This is a genomic window from Streptomyces sp. R-74717 (assembly GCF_047305335.1).
Lineage (GTDB): Bacteria > Actinomycetota > Actinomycetes > Streptomycetales > Streptomycetaceae > Streptomyces > Streptomyces atratus.
In genome coordinates this window covers 553,807-575,117 of the sequence record NZ_CP102361.1, presented here as the reverse complement: position 1 = coordinate 575,117, position 21,311 = coordinate 553,807, and the positions used below count along the sequence as shown (strand labels likewise).

Sequence of the window (21,311 nt, the reverse complement as noted above, 5' to 3'; positions counted from 1 at the left end):
CGCTGTCGGGGATCTCGAAGTCGCGGGTGGCGGGTGGGATTCTCCCGGGCTTGTCTCGGTCAGCAGGGACCGCTCTGGGGGCCGGCCCGGAGGAAAACCCGAGGTCTTCTCGGCGACCGCTGCGGCACAATCACGGGTTGATCGGCAACCGGATCACCCATCGCACGGCGGACGGCGTCCGCATACCTGGCACCTGGCGGCACGCCTTCATCTGCAACGGCGGCAGCTACTTCCTCACCGACCTCTTCATCTACGCCGACGGGCTCATCGACTGCTGGGGCCTGGTCACCGTCGAGGAATTCCAGGAGAAGCTCCGCAGCGGCTGGGTGGCCACCAGTCTCTTGGACGGCGCGGAGGCATCCGCGCACGATCTGGCCGGATGGAAGTTCAGCCAGCCACGCACGTGGCTCACCCCCGACTTGCTGGTCGCCGAAGTCCGGGACACCATCGACCAGCTGAACGGGCGTCCGGACTCGACGGGCCGCTGCCTCGCGGCCGTCGACACCTTCCTCGCTGACCGGACAGAGGAGAACCGGGCTGCGGCCCGCGCCGCGTTCCTGGCCATCCCCGTGTCGAATCGCCGCTACGCGCTGGGCGACATGGACAGGAAGGACGGGCCGCTGCGGGTGCTGGTGGCCGGGCCTGGTGGCGAGACCTACGTTCCGTTCGATCCGCCGATCACGCAGGAGGTCTACGACAGCGCAGTCGCCTACTTCGAGGACCGGGCCCGGTGGATCGCCGAGCGGCCCACGCGGGTCCCAGTAGACGGACCGGTGGCTCCGCACGCTCCGGCGGTCAAGCTGTACCACTCGTATCCGAGCAAGCCGGTGGCCGACCCGGGCAAGCGCGGCCTGCGCAACGACTACCCCGCCCCGATCGTCGTAGGGGAGGTCAGCTACCCCTCAGTCGCTCATGCCTATTGGGCTCTGTCGGTCGCTCAACCCGAGGTCCGGGCCGCGATCGTGAAGACGGACACCTCCTCCGCGGCGCGCAAACTCGCCGCCGATACACCGCGCCGCGAGGGCTGGGAGCACGCCCGAACCGCCGTCATGACCAGCCTGCTACGCGCCAAGTACGATCAGCACCCCGACCTTGCCGAAGTCCTCCTGGCAACCGACGACGCGACCGTGATCTACGACGACGCGGACTCGGCCTTCTGGGGCGACAACGCCGGCCAGGGCCGCAACTGGACGGGCCGTCTCCTCGAACTCGTCCGCTCCGAAGTGCACGCGAGGCGGGCCGGGATCTCCGGGCTGTGACCGGACCCGCGTGCCCCTCAAGATTCCATGCTGCTGGCCCACTGGTGGGTCCTGGTCGTCATCGGCGCGCTCGCGGTACTGGCCGGCGGCGGCCGGCTCCACCAGAAGCAGCAGCAGGCGCGCTGGGAGGCGGTCCGTGCGCAGGGTCTGCGCTACGGGCTGTCCCAGCTGGACGCCCTGCACCACTCCCGGTTCGAGGACGCGGTGCGGGACCTGATGCACCGTGACGGCTGCCCGGACGCGGTCCGCGTCGGGGGTGGCGGCGACCTGGGCGCGGATGTGAAGGCCACCGACCCCTACGGACGGCGCTGGGTGATCCAGTGCAAACACCGCCGCAACGGCCTGGCCGGCTCCGCGGTGGGCACGCCGGACCTCCAGGTTCTCAACGGCACCGCCCGCCAGGTCCACGGCGCCGACGTCGCGGTGATCGTGACGAACGGCCGGGTCACCGCACCGGCCGTGACCTTCGCCAAGCAGCAGCGCCTCCACGTCGTCGACCGCCACACCCTCGGAGCGTGGGCTTCCGGCTCACGTCCCCTGTGGGAACTGCTCCGGGCCGTCCCGCCGCCTCGCAGACCGACCGCCCTCTCCTGAGCAGCCCGCAATGGACGATGACCGGCACCGCCCTGGCTGAGGCCGTCTGGTCGCTTATCGGCCAAAGCGGGTGGGGAACCGGGCAGGGGCCGGCGGATCCGGCGTGCCGCCTGTCCGACCGTCCCATGCGGCACGCAGCTCGTGGACTGCCTCGAACGGCTGGAGTACGCACAGGGGATGGCCGCGTGAGCGCCAGGGCAACCTGACCGGCGCCTCGTCCGGCCCGTACGTGCATGGTGCCGCGCGCCTCGCGGTCGCTGTTGTGGGGTCTTCGTAGGTGAAGGCCTCGCGGAAGTTCTTCAGGGCACGCGGGGAACGTGACGAAGCCCTTCCCCGGTGTGGGAAGGGCTTTGTGAGTGAGCGCTGGGCAGGCCTTGCACCTGCATTTCCCCGCAGGAAGCGGGGTGTCTTTCCTTGGACCACCAACGCAGTGTCAGTCGCCGTGAGTTGCGGCGAACTTTCAAGATCAACTATAGCGCATGCGGCCGTCGGTCGGCACCGGCCATCACGGAGGCGGTTGAGGTCGCGCTGATACCCACCTCTCGTTACAGACCCGAGGAAGGGCCCTGCTGCTGTGGCTGATGAAGAAGAGCATGGCCATGCCAGTACTGAGCTGCCGCCGATGCCGCTGTACGGCGACCTGCTTCGGATCGCCGAGCAGCTAAAAGATCTGAGTCAGGCACAACAGAAATTGCAGACGCTGCTGGCGGCGATGCTGTCGGTCAGCCGTGATCTGGATCTGGGGCGGGTGTTGCGGCGGATCGTGACCAGCGCGATGGACCTGGTCGGCGCCCGCTACGGCGCGATCGGCGTGCTGAGCGAGGACGGCGGCAGGCTGTCGATGTTCATCCCCGAGGGCCTTACCGAGCAAGAACGTGCAGACCTGGCGGGGGTGGATCTCCCGCAGGGCCGCGGGCTGCTCGGCTACCTGATCGAACACCCCAATCCCCTGCGAGTCGGTGACATCCCGCACCACCGGGCCTCGGCCGGCTTCCCGCGCGGCCACCCGCTGATGAAGACGCTGCTGGGCGTAGCCATCACTGTGCAGGGCCGCATCTACGGAAACCTCTATCTTGCGGACAGGGACGACGGCCTTCCTTTCGACTCCCGCGACGAGGACATCATCGTGGCTCTGGCAGGCGCGGCGGCCGTGGCCATCGAGAACGCCCGCCAGTACGAGCACGTCCGCGCCGACTCCGAGGAGTTCCAAAGGTTGCTGCTGCCGGAGGTGTCGGACAGGCCGCCGTTCCGAACCGCCGCGGTCTACCGGCCGGCGTCCGAGCCCAACCAGCTCGGCGGAGACTGGTACGACGCGCTGGCCACCGCCGACGACACCTGCTACCTGGCCATCGGTGACGTCTGCGGGCACGACATGGCCGCCGCCGCGTCCATGTCCCAGACCCGCAGCATGCTCCGCGCCCTGCTCCACACCCGGCTCCACACCCGGCTCCACCGCCCCAGCCGTGTCCTTACCCAGCTCGACCTGACCCTGCACGCCATCCCCCGCTACCTGGTGACGACCGCACTCGTAGCCCGCGTATATCGCCACCACAACGCCTGGGTCCTGCAGTGGAGCAACGCCGGGCACCCCCCCCACCACTGCTTCTGGCACCCGACCGCCCGGCACAGTACCTCGACCGCGACCCCGGCCTACCCCTCGGCGTGGACCTCCGCCTTCCCCGCCACGACCTTCCCCCCGGATCCACCATCGTTCTCTACACCGACGGACTGGTCGAACACCACCAGCGCTCCCTGACCGACGGCCTGCGCACCCTCGCCGACATCGCCACCGCACACGCCGACCAGTACCCCGGACAACTGTGTGAGACGCTTGCCGACCAGTACCCAGGTGACGGACACGACGACATCGCAGTCCTCGCACTCCGGGTCCCCAACGGGAGCTTGAGAGTGATGGCCGAGCGGTGCACCAGCTCGGGCCACCGTCCCCGGTAGCGGGACTGGCGCAGCCAGTGCTGCCAGAACCGGCTGACTTCCCCCATCTGTCCGATGAGCCCGTCGGCCGTGGGGGGTGCGGGCGCTTCGCCGCTGGACGAGCAGACGGTGAACACGGCGCCGCCGAACTCGCTGGAGTTCAGCGTCACGGATCCGCGCACGTCCTGACCGTCCCGTTCCAGCGGGAAGGTTGTCTGCAGGTGCCCATCGATCCCCGGAGCCCGGAACAGGGCGCCTTGGTCGTCGAGTTCCAGCTGATGCTCGGCCCGGCCGTAGTCGAAGCGAGGCCGGCACTCGAGTGTGAACTCGACCGTCCCTCGCACGGCACGGATCAGGCGGATCAGGGTGTGCCGGTCGGTGGCGGTGCCGGTCTGGTCCAGGGGCATGAAGTCGACCACTTCGCCCACGCCGTCCGGTGACATGAACCGGGTTATCAAGATGGCGGTGTCGGGATAGTAGAGCTGCTTGCAGGTCCCGTCGGGGTGTTCGGGGGCCAGCCTTATGTACCCGCCGCCGTTGTGGTCGAGCAGCGCGGCGAAGATGCTGGGCGAATCGAACCTGGGAGCGGCGAACCAGTCGACGATGCCCTGCGACGAGACGAGCGCGGCGGTCTGCAGGTCGTCCACCAGGCCGTGCTCGGCGATGGGAGGGTAGCGGTCCATGGCTGCTCCGAAGTCTCGGAAGATGACTCCCTGTCTCCACTATCCGGCTACCCGGTGGGCCTTGCCACGTCGCAGCGACCGCCGACCGCACACCCAGGGCCGTCGGCGACGATCCGCGGGCCGGCACCCGTACGGCGCAACGGCAACCGGCCGCAGGCCCGCCGCAGCCGGGCGTGGCCGTGTACGGCCGAAGCGCCTGCGACCGCAGGGCCGAGGTACCTCACTTCCATGCGGCGCTGTGGTTTGTCGGGCCCGTTGCTGTCCGAGTTTCTCCTGTCCTGCGAACCCTGCTCCTGCCCCGCCTCCGGTGCAGTGGCCGAGCGAGCGTCCGATTCTTCCCCCACTGTGGAAAAGGAGGAGGGGGTGAGGCGACGGAGGAAGTGGTGAGGATGCAGACCATTGTGGATCTCACGCGCTGCCAGGGTTATGCGCAGTGCGTGTTCCTCGCACCGGAGGTGTTCCAGCTGCACGGGGAGGAGGCGTTGTTGTACGCGCCAACGGTCCCCGACGATCAGCTGGAGCGCGTGCGCCAGGCCGCGGCGGCGTGCCCGGTCCAGGCCATCCTCGTCGGTGAGGAGGTGAGCGCCGGTGACCGGTGACCTGCGGGAGGGCCGGATCGTCATCGTCGGTGCGTCGCTGGCCGGGTTGAGGGCCGCGGAGAAGCTGCGTGAGGAGGGGTTCACCGGCTCACTGACCGTGGTGGGGGATGAGCCCTACCCGCCCTACGACAGACCGCCGCTGTCCAAGCAGGTGCTGCTCGGCCGGGTGGCGGCGGACAGCACCGGGCTGCCGATGCGCCGGGATCCGGACGCCGAGTGGCGGCTGGGGGTAGCCGCCACCGGCCTGGACCCTCTCGGGAAACGGGTCATGCTGGCCGACGGCGAGTCGCTGCCGTTCGACCGGTTGCTGATCGCCACCGGGACCCGGGCGCGGCCCTGGCCCAATCCTGAGGAGGCCGCCCTGGACGGGGTTTTCACCCTGCGCACCCGCGACGAGGGCGGGGGGCTGGCTGCCCGGCTGGCCGCCGGGCCGCGGCGGGTGCTCGTGATCGGTGGCGGCTTCACCGGCTCGGAGATCGCCTCGGCCTGCCGGGAACGGGGGCTGGAGGTGACGGTCGTTGAACGCGGCCCTGCACCCCTGGTGGGCGCGCTCGGCGGCACCCTGTCGAAACTTGCGGCCGTCATGCAGCGCAACCACGGGGTGGACCTGCGGTGCGGGGTGACGGTCACCTCCCTGCGCGGGGACGGCAGCGGCCGGTTCATCGGTGCGGACCTGTCCGACGGCAGCCGCGTCGAGGCGGACGTGTGCGTCGTGGCGTTGGGGGCGGTGCGTAACGTCGAGTGGCTGGCGGATTCCGGCCTTGCGGCGGGCCCGCGCGGGGTCGCCTGCGATGCGGGGTGCCGGGCCTTCAACATGTACGGGATCGTCACCGACGACGTCTTCGCGGCCGGTGACGTCTCCCGCTTCCCGCACCCCTTGTTCGAGTACCAGATGCTCTCCTTGGAGCACTGGGGCAACGCGGTCGCGCAGGCCGAGGTGGCGGCTCACAACATGGTGAATCCGGGGCCGTTGAGGCGTCCCCACCTTGCGGTGCCGACGTTCTGGTCCTGCCAGTTCGGGCTCAACATCAAGTCTGTGGGCGTCCCCTCCTTCTCCGACCAGGTCGTCATCGCGCAGGGTTCGCTGGAGGCGCGCCGTCTGGCGATGGTGTATGGCTACCGGGGGCGGGTCACCGCGGCGGTCACCGTCAACATGGCCAAGTCGCTCGAGTACTACGAGCACCTGATCGAGACCGCCGCTCCGTTTCCGCCCGCGCCCGGTGCGGCGGACCGTGCGATCGCGGCCGACATCCCGGTTCCCTCCGATGTGCCGGATCCGAAGGGGCTCTCCCACGGCCCCACCGTCGCGCTGACCGGCTATCTGCCGGACCGCCGGCTGACCGTGGTGCAGCCCAAAGGCTGACCCTTCCGCCCGTCCCCGAGGAGCCACATCATGACCGCGGACACCCTGCTGGAACGGATCACCGACTACGCCAACCGCCCCGACCCCTACCCGCTGTACGCGGAACTCCGCGAAGCCGGGCCCATGGTGCGGCAGGCAGACGGCAGCTATCTGATCGGTACCTACCACGAGATCGCCGCTTTGCTCCACGATCCGCGGATCAGCGCCGATCCCCGAAGCCGTCCGGCCCCGCTCAGCGATCCGGCCGAGGAAGTGCCGCAGCCGCCCTTCCTGCGGCTCGACGACCCCGAGCACCACAGGCTACGCACCCTGGCCATGCGGCCCTTCGGCCCACCGCACAGCCCCGGCCGGGTCGACGCCATGCGCGACCGGATCGCCGACATCACCACGGAACTACTCGAGGCACTCCGGGACCGCAAGCAGATCGACATCGTCGACGACTTCGCCTACCCACTGCCCGTCACGGTCATCTGCCGACTGCTGGGTGTGCCACGCGAGGACGAACCGCTGTTCCGGCAATGGTCCGACGCGCTCGTCAAGGCTGCCGACGTCAGGCCCGAAGAGGACACCACCGAGCGGGACCGGGCAGGCCAACAGGCGCAGGCCGAGATGGGCCAGTACCTGGTGAACCTCGCCGAACAGCGCCGCGGCCATCCGAGCGACGACATGCTGTCCGCCTTCATCAACGAACCCGACCCGGCCATGCGGCTCACCCACGACGAACTCGCGGAAACCGCCATACTGTTGTTCATCGCCGGACACGAGACCACGGTCAACCTGATCACCAACGGGGTCCTCACCCTGCTGCGCCACCCCGACCAGCTGGACCGGCTACGCCGCGAACCCGACCTGCTGCCCAGCACGGTGGAGGAACTGCTGCGCTACGAGCCCCCGGTCCACATGCGGCAACGTATCCCCCTCGCCGACATCGACGTCGCCGGCATCTCCATCCGCAAAGGCACCTCCGTCACACTCGCGCTGGCCTCGGGTAACCGCGACCCCAAGCGGTTTCACGACCCCGATCGGTTCGACCCCACCCGCCCGGACAATCAACACCTGGGCTTCGGTAGCGGCATCCACCTCTGCTACGGCGCACCGCTCGCCCGCATCGAAGCCCAGACCGCACTCGGCGCACTGATCCCCCACCTCAGCACCGCGACCCTGGTCCAAGACCCGCCCCCCTACCGGCAGAACGCCATGCTCCGCGGACCCCGCCACCTCCGCCTCGAGATCCAACAGCCCGCCTGACTCCGCCCCCGGCCGGCGAGGAGATCGCCGAAGCTCGTGATCTGGCCCGGTCAATCCTGGTGAGCCTGCAGGCGGTGCAACGGCGGGCAGGGCTTCAGGTGGCCGTACGCGGCACAGATAAGGCTCCATGTGCACCTCGGCCAACCACCGCTCCTCAAGTCGCGCGAAGTCGCCCACTACCTGGGCGACTCGGGCGCGGTGCTGCTATCTACGGGGCCGTCGCCGTCACTGTCGACGGCTACCGAGATCCTCGGCCTGTCGACCAATGACGCTTCGCTCCTCCGGGCGGGCGCACAGTCACGGCAGCTGTAAGTCTTGATCTTTATCGTGGGGTTAGGTCGTCGCTTCGGCGGTGACGTTGTTCCAGTGCCGGTGGCAGGCTGTGGTTCGGTGCTGGTGGTGGCGGCGCCAGGCGGACCAGTGCAGGACGTGGTCGAGGTCGCGGCGGGGCGCCGGAAGTGCGGTGACACGGAGCACGGCGAGCAGTTCGCGGGGGCTGGCGGGCACGAGTGTGATGCCGGCGGCCGGGGTGGTGGTGCGGGCGCGGGTGACGGCCAGGACGGCGGCGGCGATCAAGCTGATCAGGCTCCAGTGCATCCACGAGGTCCAACAGGTGACCTGGCCCTGGTCGAGGCCGGTGAGGCCCTTCGCTCCCTGGAAGTCTTCTTCGATCTTCCACCTGGTGCAGATGACGTGGACGAGGTCGGCGAGGCTGACGGGGGTGGTGGAGTAGCAGCGGTAGAAGGAGAGGCGGCGGGTGTAGCGGTGGCGGTGCACGATGAGGAAGGCGTGTCCGCTGGTGTCGCTGCCGGTGGGGATGTCGTCGGGGCGGACCTCGATCAGGGCCCAGTCGTAGTGCCGGTCGCCCTTCAGCCCGTGCCCGGTGCGCATGCGCATCCAGGACTTCGCCGGAACCCTGGCGGCAAGCCGGGTGGCGGTGAAACGGCCGGCGGAGGAGGTGGCGGTGTGGTCGGCCTTGACGGCCAGGGCGTAGTCGAAGCCGAGAGCACGGGCGGTGCGTTGCAGTTCCAGGCCGCCGTAGATCTCGTCGCCGGTGAACCAGCGGGCGCGTATGTCCTGTTCGTGGGCACGGTGCAGCATGGCAGCGGCGAGCTGCGGCTTGGTGACGAAGGTGATCTCGTCCGGCACGTGGGTGAGCAGGCGGCGTTCCTCGTCCTCGGCCCAGGCGGCGGGCAGGTACAACTCCCGGTCGATCAGCGCGTGGCCGCGCGCCGAGGCGTAGGTGAGGTGGACGGCGACCTGGCACAGTCCCACCCCGCCCAGGGCCCCGGAGTACTGGCGGGCCGCGCCCACGCAGTCGGTGGAGGACTTCTCGTCTCCCGTTTCGTCGATGGCCAACACCGCTTGATCCTAGGCGAGTTCACCTGCAGTCCAGTGAGCCAGCCGGTCGCGGGCCGCATCGTGATCCCACGATCCGCGGGAGAGAAAGTGCTGAAGCCGGTGCGGGCCCGGATGTCCCGGCGCCTCGGCGAGCGTCCAGCAGTTGCGCCGTTCCAGCTCCATCAGCATTGCCTGCGTCATCTGCCGTGCCAGCAGCCGCGAGTCGCGACGCGGGAAGCAGCAGGCCACCTCGGCCATCACCGCCCCGAACACTGTCGCCCACACCTGCTCGGTTATCGTGGCCTCCACGGCCACCTGGTCCTTGATCGTCCTCACAAACGTTCATGATCACGGTGGCCGTTGCCGTACCCGCCCCGCCGACCTGCACGAACGCATGTGACGGAGCGCCGCAGTTGACCAACCTGAGCACGTTTGTTGGTCAGCGCGCCCGGGGCTGTCCGGGGATGGTGCCGCGGTCGACGCCGGTCAGGTCACGGCTGGCGTCCCACAACCGCGCCGCTACGGAGGTGTCGGTGAGGTGGTTCCATGCCCGTTGACGTTGGGGCTTGCCGCGCAGGCTGAAGACGCGCGGTCCCCACAGCTGCCCTCCGCGCACGGTGGGGTCCAGCACCGCTCGGACCGCGGGCCATGCGCCGGCGTGCTTGCCCTGGACGAGGAGGGCGGCTGGTGCACCGCAGAGCCGCGCACCAGCGGTCCGCACATGGACTGGCGGCCGTGACGGGGTCAGGGAGTCCAGCGCGCCGCCGGGATGGACCACCACGCTTGCCACCGTGCTTTCGACGGCGCGCAGGCGGCGGTCGAGTTCGAGGCCGAAGTACATCTGCGCCAGCTTGGAGCGTCCGTAGGTGCGCTTGGGCCGGTAGTCCTTCTGGGACTGCAGGTCGTCGAGGTCGAGCCGCTCGGACTTCGCCGCGAAGCTGCCCGTGGTCACGATGCGGGCCGCCGGTGCGGCCGACAGCAGCGGCATCAGCCAGTGGGTCAGCGCGAAGTGCCCGAGGTGGTTCGTGCCGAACATGAGCTCGTGACCGTCCCCGGTCTCCCGGCGCGGCGGGGCGTCGAGCGCGACGCCGGCGTTGTGGACCACCGCGTCGAGGTATGCCACATCCAGTGATTCCACCGCTGTTCTGAGCGACGAGAGGTCGGCGAGGTCCAGCCGTACGGCCCGCACCCGCGCGCCAGGGACACGCGAGCGGATCGAGGCCGTGGCGACTTCGGCCTTCGCGGGATTCCGGCTGCCCAGTACGACAGCGGCTCCGGTTGCGGACAACTGCTCCGCGACGAAGTACCCGATGCCGGCGTTGCCGCCGGTGACCAGGAAGACGCTGCCATCGGCACGCGGCAGCTGTTGAACATCCCAGGGCGGGGTGGAGGACGTGGACGACATCGCGGCGGGGTTCCCTTGCTGTTGAAGGCGACTGCGACTGCCCTGCAGGACAGCTCGACACCCACGGTTCCAGCGGCCCCCGACACATCGCCTACGGATCACCGACAGCCTCGCCGGACGGCCGACATCCTGCCGACGCGGTACTGGCCCGTCGCATCAGCGATCAAGACTTGCAGCTGCCGTGACAGTGCATGAGGTCAGAACACGTCGTGGCTGGGGCGGTCGGCTTCACGCGGTGCGTCGCTTGCCGCGGGAGCCGTCGGCACGGGCGCTCGCCGCCGTCCCGAGGTGCCGACATGACCGCGCCGCTGGACATCGAGTCGCGCTGTGGAAGCATTCCTCGACCTCCAGCAGCAGGGTCTGGGTCCAGGCGAGCAGGTCGGTCGCGGTCAGAGCCGGCTCGAGCCAGGCGGAATGTGCCGCGGACGAACCTGTCGACGCCCGATGTGCCGTTGGCTCGGCGCTCCAGAGAATCGGCGTCCGGAGTGCGAAACCTGACCGCTGCGGGATATTGGGGGATGAGTCCACTGGACTTCGCACGACCTTCTGGCTGACCAGGCTCATGCCTCTTGCTCCGTGAGTGAAGCGCGGCATGAATCTACTGGAACGAGCACTTAAGGGTCGGCGATTCGCTGCCATCACAGTAAGTCGATAATCGGCACTCGGTGATCTGCTGAAATTTACCCATGGTCGTGACCGTGAATTCATGGAATCACTGAAGGATGCCGACCTGTGAACTATGTGGTGAGCGTCATCTTCCGGGCGATCCCCCTTGCCGTGACGGCCGTCTTTGCCAGGCTCTGGTCTGTACGTTTGGGCTGCAGGAGAGAGTCTGGGAACTTTGTCGCTGGTCGGGTGGCACGTTTCTCGTTGTGACTTGCATGTGCCTCTTCTGTACCGCAGCGACCATCACTCGCCAATTAATTGGCTACTACACCACTCTTGATCGAATCGTCTGCCCGACGATTGGCAACGTGGCAGCGGCGGGGACGGCCACATACGGCGCGTACCTTTTCGTCGGAGCGCCGAGCACTCGCCCTCGTGTGGCGCCGGACGTTCAACCTTGCCAACCAGGTGCCATTGCTCCCGGTTCTCACGGCACTCACGTGTCTCTTCCTGGCGGCATTCGTTTTCCAAGTAGCGGTGGTCGACTCAAACGTGTTCATAGCCGCACGGGTGCTCGATGGGCTGGAAGCGATCTGCTTCTCGCTCTATTCCATTGTCAGCATCCTTGAGAACGGCACCTCGTCCAGTGGGTGACCGAATAGCCGTCGGCCCCAAACCGATATTCTTCTTCGGTCGCACATGATGCCTGATATCGGAAGCCTCGCCCGGCCTTGATCTCGGGCGTAGCCTCATGCCCAGCCTCGGTCGACCCGTGGCGAGGATCTCGGTGGTCGCCCCGCCAATGCCGATTTTCAGCTCGCAGCAACCTCGCTGGCGATTGGGGCCGCGAACGACCCGGCATAAAGGCGGTCACGTAGGTACCCGCTGCGGCAATAACGATGGATATGACGAAGACCACGGCTCGCTTTTCTTCTTCGGCGTGTTCTTCGCCGAGGAAGGCTCCGGGACTGTTTGAATCGTCGGCATGACCAAGAGAGACGTCGCGGCGCTGTTCGGCAACCGTTTCCTGACCGAGCCCGCTCCCTCGGAGACCTTCCCCGAGGAGGGCATGACCGCGACGGACGCAATGAGGCTGCTGGATGAGGACCTCGTCATGGAGGGCGACCCGCAGCGCAACCTCGCCACGTTCGTCACCACCTGGATGGAGCCGGAGGCGCAACGGATCATCGCCGAGAACCTCCACCGCAACTTCATCGACCACGCGGAGTACCCCATCTCCGCCGAGATCGAGCAGCGCTGCGTGCGCATGCTTGCCGACCTCTTCCACGCACCGGGCAGGACCACCGGATGTCGGACCCAGGGTTCGTCCGAGGCGATCATGCTCGGCGCGCTGTCGCTGAAGTGGAAGTGGCGGGAGCGCCGCCAGGCGGCCAACCTGTCGGTCGACCGGCCCAACCTGGTCTTCGGCGGCGATGTCCATGTCGTGTGGGAGAAGTTCTGCCGCTACTTCGACGTCGAGCCGCGGATCGTGCCGCTTGCCGAGGACAAGTACACGATCGGCCCGCAGGACGTGGAGCCCCACCTCGACGAGAACACGATCGGCGTCGTCGCCGTCCTTGGCACCACGTTCACCGGCCACAAGGACGACGTCGTCGGGATCGACAAGCTCCTGCGGGAGGTCCGCAAGGAGCGGGACCTCGACATCCCGATCCACGTTGACGGCGCCAGCGGCGGCTTCGTGTGGCCCTTCCTCTACCCGGACTCGAAATGGGACTTCCGGCTCGAGCAGGTCCGCTCGATCAACGTCTCGGGACACAAGTACGGCCTGGTCTACCCCGGCATCGGCTGGCTGGTCTTCCGCGAGGAGTCCGACCTGGCCAAGGACCTCGTGTTCTACGAGAACTACCTGGGCAAGACCGACGCGACGTTCACGCTGAACTTCTCGACCGGCGCGTCGATGGTCCTCGCGCAGTACTACAACTTCGTGCGGCTGGGTCGCCAGGGCTACACCTACGTCATGGAGACGATGCAGGAGAACGCCCGTGCGTTGGCGGACAACCTGCGTAGCAGCGGCCGCTTCGAAGTGATCGGCAGCGACCTCGAGCAGCTGCCGCTGGTAGCTTTCCGCCTCGCCGGCAAGCACGCCTACGACGAGTCCGACGTCGCCTGGCAGCTCTCGGCCGAGCGCGGCTGGATGGTGCCGGCGTACACGCTCCCGCCCAACGCGGAGCGGGTGAAGATCCTGCGTGCCCTGGTCAAGGAGACCCTGAGCCGCGAGCAGATCGATCGCCTGACCCAGGACATCGCCAACGCGTGTGACACCTTGGACCACAAGGGTGCGACCACCGAGGTCGAGCGGGCCCAGGTCAAGCGCGGCACCGGCTACTGACGCCCGCAACCGGCACCCCCAGGGACGGGCGACGAAGTCGCTCCCTGAAGGGCTCCGGCAGAACCCGGCTGCCCACGCATGCTGCTGGCCGGTGACATGACCACCGCCGAGGACACGGCCACCGTGGACGTCGAAGCCCCTCCGGGCGGGGTCGGGATCCACAAGAAGGACCCCGAAGGCAGCGTCCTGGTCGGAGCCGTGTTCCAGCTCCTCGACACGACCGGAAAGGTCACCGCCGAAGGAGAGACCGACACCGGGGAGTACTTGTCTTCGAAGGCATCGCCCCGGGCACCTGCCGGCTGCGCGAAACCTCCACCGGCGACACCATCCACGAACTGGTGCCGGACCAGGACATCAGCATCACCGAGGGACACACCGCCCGCGCCAACGACTCCGTCTTTGTCCACGTTCCAGTCACAGATGGTGTATCCACCTTGAGTGGCGAGGGCGTGTACGTATGCACGGCTTACCTGTTCCTTCTGCCAACTCGTCGCCTCGACTGCCACCCAGGCCCCCCGTCGTGTGATCGCGAGGATTAAAAGGCTTGTCCCGTAAATGATCTTTGACTGGGTGTGGACGTGGTCGGTGGCCAGTCCGGCTGCTCGCCTATCCGGCGAGGTTGAGGTTGTGCAGGCGGGCGACGCCGAGCATGGCGTGGTGGACGCCATCGCCTTTGAGGCGGCAGTCGCGGAGGATTTTCCAAGTCTTCATGCGGGCGAAGACGTGCTTGACGCGGGCGCGGACCTGCACCAGCTCCCGCGAGGGTGCCCGGAACGTGGGCTTTCCCCCGCGAGAACTCCGCGACCTTCAAGTCCGCGTCCGCAGCGAGCAGCAGACACCCAACTGGAAGGCCCGCTACGCGGCCCGCTCCGGAGTGGATGGCACCATCAACGAGTTCGCCCACGGACACGGCATGCGCCACTGCCGCTACCGAGGACGGTCGAAAACCCACCTGCAGCACGTACTCACGGCCATCGCTGTGAACATCGAACGCCTCAGCGGCCGATCAGTGACCGCGGAAGCCTCTCCACCGAGACCGCCGACCGCCTTCCAGACCTTCCTGGATCAGAACCAGATCCCCCGGCCGAAGTCCTGGCGAACCCTCGGTAGCTGAACCCGACCACCCAAGATCCCCGACAGAGTCAAGTTAGCGGGTGGAATCGGGTTATTAATGGTCGGCGGCGGCACTGCAACGTGCCTGTTCAGGGGACGTGCGTGACTTTCGGCACCCCCACAGGCCGTGTGCTCCGCCGGATCAGACGGCGCGCAGGTGGACCAGCGCCGCGCTCTGAGGTGCCCGCGCAGGACCCGGCAGCCCCAGTGCTCCCAGCGCCGCACCGGAGGCCTGGACGCCCGTGACCTCCCAGGTCACCGACGGGTCGGCCGGCGCGACGAGCGAGGCGCTGTAGGTCTGGTCCGGGTCGAGTCCCGGGATGCGGAGCCGCGGTGGCACGGGCACGATCTCATCGAGCTGGGCATAGGAGAAGAGCGCCTCCGACCGGTCCCGAGCGACCACTCCATGCGCGAGTAGACCGTCGGGCAGTTCGACGCGCGTCAGCCGCCCCGTGTGCAGGAGCGCGCGGTGCCGCTTGTAGAGGCCGATCCAGCTCGCGAGGCGGTCCAGCTCGTAGGCCGGCACCTTCGTGAGGTCCCACTGGACGCCGAACTGACCGAAGAAGGCCGTGGCTGCGCGGAGGTCCAGGATGCTGGTCCGGCCGGTCTGGTGGGAGACCGGCGCGGCGACATGAGCGCCGAGGTACTCCAGCGGGGCTAGCTGGGCGGTCCAGTGCTGGATCGGCTGGCGGGACAGCGGATCGGTGACGTCGGAGGCCCAGGCGCTCTGGACCCGCTCGAGCACGTCCAGGTCGATCCTGCCGCCTCCCGAGGCACAGCTTTCCCACGAGATGCCGGGATGGCGGCGGGTCAGCTCGTCGAGGAGCTCGCGGAAGGCAAGGGTCTGCCGCCGTGACGCGGGCCGGCCGGAGCCGCGCGAGTCACTGCCGTCGATCTGGTCGCGGTTGTGGTCCCACTTGACGAAGTCGATCCGGTGCGCCGCCACCAGGCGGCCGAAGGCGTCGAGCAGGTGTGTCCGCACATCCTCCCGGCTGAGATCGAGCAGGTAGCAGTTGCGTTCCAGCACGGGCGACCGGTCGCCGGTGCGCAGGATCCAGTCGGGATGGTCGCGGTAGACCGCGGAGTTCGGGTTGACAGCCTCCGGCTCCCACCAGAGCCCGAACTCCATGTCCTTCTCGTGCACCCGGTCCACAAGCGGTGCCAGCCCGTGCGGCCACACCGCCGGGTCCGGGGTCCAGTCGCCCAGGCCGTCGTCGAGGGAGGTGCGGCCCGCAAACCACCCGTCGTCGAGCACAAAACGCTCGGCGCCCAGTTTGGCCGAGATGTCGACCAGTGCGGTCAGTGTGTCGAGGTCGTGGTCGAGGTAGACCGCCTCCCACGGGTTGAACATGACGGGTGCGGGCGGGGACGGATGGGCTGCGAGCGACCGGATGTACTGATGTGTTGCGTCCGCCAGGCCGTCGAGGCCGCGCGCGGACGCGGCCACGTGCACCCAGGGCATCGCGTACGTCTCGCCCTCGGCGAGGGTCAGCTCGCCCGGGTGCAGCAACTCGCCGGCCCGGACGACGGCGACGCCGGAGCTGAGCTGCTCGACTGTGTACCGGTGGTTGCCACTCCAGGCGAGGTGGACACCGAGCACCTCACCGTCGCCGTATCCGAAGCCAGGGGTACCGACCACGATCAGGCCGGTGCCGTCGAGGATGCGCATGCCGCGGCGGTGCTCCCGGACCCACTGCCCGTCCGCGAGGGCACGGCGCTGGGGCTGCCGCTCGCGGGCCCATCGCCCGGTGAAGTCGAGGATCTCGCCCGCGCCGGTCGGAACGGGGATGACCACCTCGAGCGCGTCGACCACATACGGGCCGGCGCCGACGTTGGTCAACAGGTGCCGGAGGCGGAGCCCTCCCCCCGGGACGGCTTCGGCCTCGAAGCACAGTTCGAGTCCCGCTGCCTCGTCGGTGGCCTGGACCACGAGCGAGCCGTCGTCACACCGCACCGAGCCAGGGCCGAACGCGGTGGACCAGTCGCTCCCGGGGCCTTCGGAGCCGACCCGGTGGCCGAGCAGCGCAGGCCGTCCGAGGTAGCCGCGCGCATGCTCCGGGAGCACGCTGACCGGTGAGCCGATCAGCCAGGAGTTCCAGGCCGTGGTCTCGACCGAGGCCGGGATCGTCAGGGATCTCACGTCCGTCGCCGCCAGGGAAAGCCCCACCCACCCGATGTCGGGCAAGCCGTCCGACCTCGGCAGCAGGACCATCGTCGTGGTCTCGGTCCCGCCGAGTCCGGAGAGGGACACGGGGGTGGTGGGCACGGGCACGGCAACGCGTCCGGGCTCGATCATTCGGTGACTCCCTGGTGCGGTGAGAGGGGGGTGGATCAGGCCTGCACTTCGAGCAGACGCGCCTTGAGATCGTCGAGCGCCAGCCTGGCGGCGCCGAGAGCGACGGACTCGTCGCCGAGCAGGGACACGCGGAACTCCGGCCTGTTGAGGGAGGTCGCGGCCAAGTGCCGCTCAAAGGGGCCGGCGAGCACGTCCCCCGCGCGGGACAGGCCGCCACCGAGCACGACGAGATCGGGGTCGACGGCGTGGACCAGGACGGAGGCGCCCAGGGCGAGGGCCTCGGCGACGCGGTCGACGGTCCGCACCGCAGTGCGGTCGCCGTTCGCGGCCGCTTCGAAGAGCGCCCGGACGTTGCCGCTGGTGGACTCCTCGGCGGCCGAGCCCGCAAGCTTGCGGCTCTCGCGGTCGAGCTGCGCCATCGCTTCGGCCCACCCCAGGATTTTCATCGAACCGACGGACGCCGCCAGGCCGTGCCGCCCGTTGTGGATCTGCCCGTTGATGACGATTGCGGCCCCGAGGCGGCGGCCGGCGTGCATGTAGACGAGGTCGCGTGCTCCGGCACCGCCCTGCCACTGCTCGGCCACCGCCGCGAGGTGGATGTCGTTGGAGACCAGCACGTCGCGCTTGAAGCGCTCCGACACCTCCGACACCACGTCGATCTTGTCGAAACCCGGGAGTGAGTAGACGTCCAGGTCCTGGCCCGCGGGAACGGTGCGGATGTCCATGACCTCCGAGCCGTTGGCCCCCACACCGGTGATGCCGCAGGCCACCGAGCGGACGTGTTCCCCGTTCGTCCGGGTCTGCCGGAGGGTCGCCTCGACCAGTCGCGCCGCCGCCCCGATGCGCCCGGCCGGTCCGATGCCGGAGTCGACGCTGCGCCGGCGCACCGCCAGGACGTTTCCGCGCAGGTCACAGACGACCACGGCCACCTTGTGGGCGCCGATGTCGACTCCGACGACGGCGAAGCTCTCGGCCACGACCTCGTAGCGACGGGCCGGCCGCCCCGCCGACCGCTCGCCGTTGGGACGGTCGAGCGCCTCACGGACGAAGCCCTCGTCCAGCAGCGTCGCCACCAGATCCTCGGCGGTGGGGCGGGAGACTCCGACGATCGAACGCACGTCGCTGACCGTCAGCGACGCGGCGTCGAGGAAGGCCCGCACCGTGGCCGAGAGATTGAGCTTGCGCAGGAGGTGGGCATCGCCCGCACGGCCTGCGGGAGCCGTGCTGCCCCGGGTTTCACCGATGTCTTGACTCACGGCGGCACGCTATCTAAATTGACGCCGCAACAGCAATATTGACAAGAAACTTACTTATCTAAATTCTGGCCGAGCGACATCCCCTGGTGGGTTCGACCAGCAAGGAGGGCCTCATGAGCAAGCGGGCCAACTGGGGTGCGATAGCGGTGTCGTTGGGCCTGGTCGCGCTGACCGGCTGTGCCGTCGGCGGCGGGAGCGGAGGTGGGAGCAGTTCGGGCGGTGACGTGACGTTGAGTCTGCTCACCTTCGAGACTCCCAACCTGACCGCCTCCTACTGGGACGACATCATCGCCAGGACCAGCGCCAAGGTGCCGGGGGTGAAGATCAAGAAACTCGTCGCGCCGAGTGCTGAGCAGCGCAACGAGTACACGCGCCAACTCGACTCGACCGGCGCACTGCCCGACATCATGGTCGCGATCGACCCTGCCGGACTGGCGGAGGGCGGCAAGCTCGCCCAGTTCAGCAAGAAGGAACTGGTGGACTGGGCCAGCCCGACCGCGAACAGCTTCGGCGGCAAGATCTACCAGTTGCCCACCAACTCGCAGACCTGGCAGATCTACTACCGTAAGGCGGCCTTCGAGAAGGCGGGCATCACCACTCCTCCGGAGAAGTGGGACGACCTGCTCGCCGCGGTCGGCAAGCTGAAGGCGGCGGAGATCAAGCCGTTCGTCATCGGCGGCGGTGCACCGGACGGCCTCGGCCCGCGATGGACCTTCGCCCAGCTGGTGGCCGACGAGGTCTACGCCAAGGACCCGAAGTGGCTCGACAAGCTGACCGCGGGAAGGACCGACTTCAGCGACCCGCTGTTCGTCAACGCGGCGACCAAGATGAAGGCACTGGCGGGCAAGGAGAACGTCGACAACCTGTCGGCCACCTACGCACAGGCGCAGGAAGCCTTCCTCAAGGGCAAGGGCGCCATGTACCCGATGGGCTCGTGGTTCCCGGCGTCCCCGGACAAGGCGCAGCAGAAGGAGTTCGGCGCCTTCCCCATGCCCACGCAGGACGGCTCGCTCGTCGTGCCCGCGTACACCGGCGGTGGGCTGTCGGTGAGCGCCAAGTCCCCCGACGTCGCGAAGGCCAAGCAGTGGGCCATCGAGTTCTCGAAGCTGAACGCCGACGGCGGGGCGAAGTACGACGGCTTGTTCGTCGCGCTCAAGGGCTACAAGCCGCCGTCCGGCCTGCCGCCGCTGTACAACACCACCCTCGATCTCTACGAGAAGGCCCAGTCCAGCGGAACCGTGACGCCGAGCTTCGGAAACGAGAGCGGTGTCCCGGCCCTGCCGTCGGGCTTCATGCCCAAGGTGGACGCGGCACTGAACGATCTCCTCAACGGCCGTGCGGACGTGGGCAAGTTCGTCGCGACGCTGAACACGAAGTTCAAGGAGCTCTCGAAGTGACGCGCCCCTCGCTCGCCCGGACGGAGACCGTCGCCGCCGGAGGAATGTCGCGGCCTGTCCGGCCGCAGGCCACTGCGGCCTCGTCCGGGCGCGCGGGTGGGCCGCACCGGCGCCGCACCTGGACGTGGTCGTCGGCAGGAGCCGGCGCCGTCTTCGTCCTGCCGACCCTCACGATCTTCACCGCGATGGTCCTGGCGCCCATCCTGTGGACCCTCTACGTCGGGATGACCGATGAGCGCGCCACCCGCCCGGAGACCTCGTTCGTCGGCCTGGACAACTACGGTTTCCTCCTCGGGAACGAGGAGTTCCGGCACTCCTTGTGGAACACCGTGGTGATCACGGTGATCGTGGTGCTGTTGACGAACCTGCTCGGTCTCGCGATCGCCCTGCTGCTGCGCCGGCAGGGTCGGCTCTACAGCCTGCTCCGCAGCGTCTACTTCACACCGGTGATCCTTTCCGCTGTCGTGGTGTCGGTGATCGGGCGCTCGATCCTGGCGGACGACGGCCTGCTGAACAGCACGCTCGTCTCGCTGGGGGTCGAGAACCCGCCGGGCTGGCTCACGGATCCGTCGTACGCGATCTACTCCGTCTCCGGGATCATGGTCTGGCAGTTGCTCGGTTTCGCCGTCGTGGTCTACCTTGCCGGGCTCGCGGGGATCCCCGCCGAGCTCGATGAGGCGGCGAGCCTCGACGGCGCCGGCCCCTGGCAGCAGTTCCGCGCGATCACCTGGCCGCTGCTCGCGCCCGCGTTGACGATCAACACCGTGATGCTGATGATCAGCTCGTTCAAGGTCTACGACCAGATCGCCGTGCTCACCAACGGCGGCCCCGGCACCGACGGCACGGCCACCGTCGCCTTCGAGGTGATCCGCACCGCCTTCTCCGAGCAACGCCCGGGAGTGGCGTCCGCGATGGCCGGGATCATGCTCGTCGTCGTCTCGGTCGCGAGCGTGACCACGCTCAGGCTCCTGCAACGACGAGAGGTGAATCTGTGAACTCCCGAACGCCGTGGATACGGCCGCTGTTGGCCACCGGCGTGGCGGCCGTCTTCTGTATGCCGCTCTACGTGGCGCTGGTCAACGTCTTCAAACCCAGCTCCGAGGTCGTCGCATCGCCGTTGGCGCTCCCGGTTCCGCCGACCCTCGACAACCTCGAGCACGTCCTGAGCCGGCCGGACGGGCTGTTCTGGTACGGCCTCGTCAACTCCGTCACGCTGACCGCGGCATCGATCCTCATCACCACCGTGCTGGCCGCGATGTCGGCGTACCATCTCGTGCGGTCGGGCCGCTGGTGGAGCCGTGCCGTCCTCGGCGTCATGCTGGCCGGCCTGATGATCCCGCCCGCAGTGATCATGCTTCCGATCACGCGCATCCTCGACGCCATCGGCTTGTTGCACACGATGCCGGGCGCCGTGCTGGTCGACGTCGGGTACTACCTGCCGTTCGCCGTGTTCGTCTTCATGGGCTTCATCCGCTCGATCCCGCGCGAACTCGAAGAGGCCGCGGCGGTCGACGGCGCCGGCCGGTTCCGGATCTTCTGGCAGATCGTCTTCCCGCTGCTGCGGCCTGCGTCGGCCAGCGTGCTGATCTTCCTCGGGGTCTGGGTCTGGAACGACTTCCTGACCCCGCTGCTCGTCCTGGGGCCGGGAGCCGGGAACACCGTGACGGTCGGGATCTTCCGCTCCATCGGCCCCTACCAGCAGGACTTCGGGGCGGTGTTCGCGTTCATGTTGCTGGCCACACTGCCCGTCCTGGCCTTCTATCTCGCCTTCCAGAAGCAATTCGTCCGTGGCCTGACAGGGGGTGCCACGAAGGGATGACCGGCACGAGCGGCCGGTGCAGCAGTTTCCGTCGAGAGTGACAGGAGCAA

General features: G+C 68.4%; 15 protein-coding genes and 4 pseudogenes. 13 read left to right on the top strand and 6 right to left on the bottom strand.

Annotation, left to right across the window (positions count from 1 at the left end):
- The first annotated feature begins 137 nt into the window (after positions 1-137).
- The 3 genes and pseudogenes from NRF20_RS02765 to NRF20_RS02755 all read left to right on the top strand — a co-directional run.
- Positions 138-1,259, top strand: a complete 1,122-nt coding sequence (locus tag NRF20_RS02765) for an NADAR family protein (protein ID WP_398632852.1) — start codon at positions 138-140, stop codon at positions 1,257-1,259.
- Positions 1,260-1,286: 27 nt separating this feature from the next.
- Positions 1,287-1,853 carry a restriction endonuclease gene (locus tag NRF20_RS02760; RefSeq protein WP_398632851.1) on the top strand — a complete coding sequence of 189 codons (567 nt, stop codon included), beginning with the start codon at positions 1,287-1,289 and terminating at the stop codon, positions 1,851-1,853.
- 622 nt (positions 1,854-2,475) lie between these two features.
- A pseudogene (locus NRF20_RS02755) lies at positions 2,476-3,683 on the top strand (PP2C family protein-serine/threonine phosphatase); the annotation flags it as partial.
- Here NRF20_RS02755 and NRF20_RS02750 read toward each other — a convergent pair.
- Positions 3,569-4,468: a trehalase-like domain-containing protein gene (locus NRF20_RS02750; protein ID WP_398632850.1), complete on the bottom strand. Its 900-nt coding sequence runs from the start codon at positions 4,466-4,468 to the stop codon at positions 3,569-3,571. The pseudogene NRF20_RS02755 and the gene NRF20_RS02750 sit on opposite strands and share 115 nt — an antisense overlap.
- A gap of 389 nt (positions 4,469-4,857) precedes the next feature.
- Here NRF20_RS02750 and NRF20_RS02745 point away from each other — a divergent pair, with 389 nt between their 5' ends.
- From NRF20_RS02745 to NRF20_RS02735, 3 genes are read left to right on the top strand one after another with little or no spacing between them, the layout of a single operon-like run.
- Positions 4,858-5,067, top strand: coding sequence for a ferredoxin (locus tag NRF20_RS02745; RefSeq protein WP_398632849.1), 210 nt, complete (start codon positions 4,858-4,860; stop codon positions 5,065-5,067).
- A complete protein-coding gene (locus NRF20_RS02740; protein WP_398632848.1) occupies positions 5,057-6,430 on the top strand; it encodes an NAD(P)/FAD-dependent oxidoreductase in 1,374 nt (457 codons plus the stop codon). Before NRF20_RS02745 ends, NRF20_RS02740 begins: the two co-directional genes overlap by 11 nt.
- 30 nt (positions 6,431-6,460) lie before the next feature.
- Positions 6,461-7,678 carry a cytochrome P450 gene (locus NRF20_RS02735; protein WP_413751915.1) on the top strand — a complete coding sequence of 406 codons (1,218 nt, stop codon included), beginning with the start codon at positions 6,461-6,463 and terminating at the stop codon, positions 7,676-7,678.
- A gap of 333 nt (positions 7,679-8,011) precedes the next feature.
- Here the strand turns inward: NRF20_RS02735 and NRF20_RS02730 are convergent.
- Together NRF20_RS02730 and NRF20_RS02725 are read right to left on the bottom strand one after the other, a co-directional pair.
- Positions 8,012-9,277, bottom strand: a pseudogene (locus tag NRF20_RS02730) (IS701 family transposase).
- A gap of 181 nt (positions 9,278-9,458) precedes the next feature.
- Positions 9,459-10,424: an SDR family NAD(P)-dependent oxidoreductase gene (locus NRF20_RS02725; RefSeq protein WP_398632846.1), complete on the bottom strand. Its 966-nt coding sequence runs from the start codon at positions 10,422-10,424 to the stop codon at positions 9,459-9,461.
- Positions 10,425-11,146: 722 nt separating this feature from the next.
- Between NRF20_RS02725 and NRF20_RS02720 the strand changes: the two are divergent.
- The 3 genes and pseudogenes from NRF20_RS02720 to NRF20_RS02710 all read left to right on the top strand — a co-directional run.
- A pseudogene (locus NRF20_RS02720) lies at positions 11,147-11,422 on the top strand (DUF2776 family protein); the annotation flags it as partial.
- A 43-nt stretch (positions 11,423-11,465) separates the two neighbouring features.
- Positions 11,466-11,684 (top strand): DUF2776 family protein, encoded by a 219-nt coding sequence (locus tag NRF20_RS02715; protein WP_398632845.1) that lies wholly within the window; start codon positions 11,466-11,468, stop codon positions 11,682-11,684.
- 331 nt (positions 11,685-12,015) lie between these two features.
- Positions 12,016-13,380 carry a glutamate decarboxylase gene (locus tag NRF20_RS02710; RefSeq protein WP_398632844.1) on the top strand — a complete coding sequence of 455 codons (1,365 nt, stop codon included), beginning with the start codon at positions 12,016-12,018 and terminating at the stop codon, positions 13,378-13,380.
- A 606-nt stretch (positions 13,381-13,986) separates the two neighbouring features.
- On the opposite strand, the pseudogene NRF20_RS02705 reads toward NRF20_RS02710, so the two are convergent.
- A pseudogene (locus NRF20_RS02705) lies at positions 13,987-14,127 on the bottom strand (IS5/IS1182 family transposase); the annotation flags it as partial.
- On the opposite strand from NRF20_RS02705, the gene NRF20_RS02700 reads away from it, so the two are divergent.
- The gene (locus NRF20_RS02700; RefSeq protein WP_398632843.1) at positions 14,090-14,494 is read left to right on the top strand and encodes a transposase; all 405 of its coding nucleotides are present in this window, start codon (positions 14,090-14,092) and stop codon (positions 14,492-14,494) included. The pseudogene NRF20_RS02705 and the gene NRF20_RS02700 sit on opposite strands and share 38 nt — an antisense overlap.
- Before the next feature lie 141 nt (positions 14,495-14,635).
- Here NRF20_RS02700 and NRF20_RS02695 read toward each other — a convergent pair whose 3' ends face one another.
- A complete protein-coding gene (locus tag NRF20_RS02695; RefSeq protein WP_398632842.1) occupies positions 14,636-16,789 on the bottom strand; it encodes an alpha-galactosidase in 2,154 nt (717 codons plus the stop codon).
- A 35-nt stretch (positions 16,790-16,824) separates the two neighbouring features.
- Positions 16,825-18,045: an ROK family protein gene (locus tag NRF20_RS02690; protein ID WP_398632841.1), complete on the bottom strand. Its 1,221-nt coding sequence runs from the start codon at positions 18,043-18,045 to the stop codon at positions 16,825-16,827.
- A gap of 113 nt (positions 18,046-18,158) precedes the next feature.
- Here NRF20_RS02690 and NRF20_RS02685 point away from each other — a divergent pair, with 113 nt between their 5' ends.
- The 3 genes from NRF20_RS02685 to NRF20_RS02675 all read left to right on the top strand — a co-directional run bounded on the left by NRF20_RS02685 (position 18,159) and on the right by NRF20_RS02675 (position 21,261).
- Complete coding sequence (locus NRF20_RS02685; RefSeq protein ID WP_398632840.1) at positions 18,159-19,442, top strand: ABC transporter substrate-binding protein; 1,284 nt, start codon at positions 18,159-18,161, stop codon at positions 19,440-19,442.
- A 185-nt stretch (positions 19,443-19,627) separates the two neighbouring features.
- Complete coding sequence (locus NRF20_RS02680; RefSeq protein WP_398632923.1) at positions 19,628-20,437, top strand: carbohydrate ABC transporter permease; 810 nt, start codon at positions 19,628-19,630, stop codon at positions 20,435-20,437.
- Positions 20,434-21,261 (top strand): carbohydrate ABC transporter permease, encoded by an 828-nt coding sequence (locus NRF20_RS02675; protein WP_398632839.1) that lies wholly within the window; start codon positions 20,434-20,436, stop codon positions 21,259-21,261. Before NRF20_RS02680 ends, NRF20_RS02675 begins: the two co-directional genes overlap by 4 nt.
- Positions 21,262-21,311 lie beyond the last annotated feature (50 nt).

Coding starts and splice junctions, on each gene's coding strand:
- NRF20_RS02760 (WP_398632851.1), top strand. CDS start 1,287: ATGCTGCTGGCCCACTGGTGGGTCCTGGTCGTCATCGGCGCGCTCGCG.
- NRF20_RS02745 (WP_398632849.1), top strand. CDS start 4,858: ATGCAGACCATTGTGGATCTCACGCGCTGCCAGGGTTATGCGCAGTGC.
- NRF20_RS02725 (WP_398632846.1), bottom strand. CDS start 10,424: ATGTCGTCCACGTCCTCCACCCCGCCCTGGGATGTTCAACAGCTGCCG.
- NRF20_RS02735 (WP_413751915.1), top strand. CDS start 6,461: ATGACCGCGGACACCCTGCTGGAACGGATCACCGACTACGCCAACCGC.
- NRF20_RS02680 (WP_398632923.1), top strand. CDS start 19,628: ATGGTCCTGGCGCCCATCCTGTGGACCCTCTACGTCGGGATGACCGAT.
- NRF20_RS02685 (WP_398632840.1), top strand. CDS start 18,159: ATGAGCAAGCGGGCCAACTGGGGTGCGATAGCGGTGTCGTTGGGCCTG.
- NRF20_RS02700 (WP_398632843.1), top strand. CDS start 14,090: ATGCGGGCGAAGACGTGCTTGACGCGGGCGCGGACCTGCACCAGCTCC.
- NRF20_RS02695 (WP_398632842.1), bottom strand. CDS start 16,789: ATGATCGAGCCCGGACGCGTTGCCGTGCCCGTGCCCACCACCCCCGTG.
- NRF20_RS02750 (WP_398632850.1), bottom strand. CDS start 4,468: ATGGACCGCTACCCTCCCATCGCCGAGCACGGCCTGGTGGACGACCTG.
- NRF20_RS02710 (WP_398632844.1), top strand. CDS start 12,016: ATGACCAAGAGAGACGTCGCGGCGCTGTTCGGCAACCGTTTCCTGACC.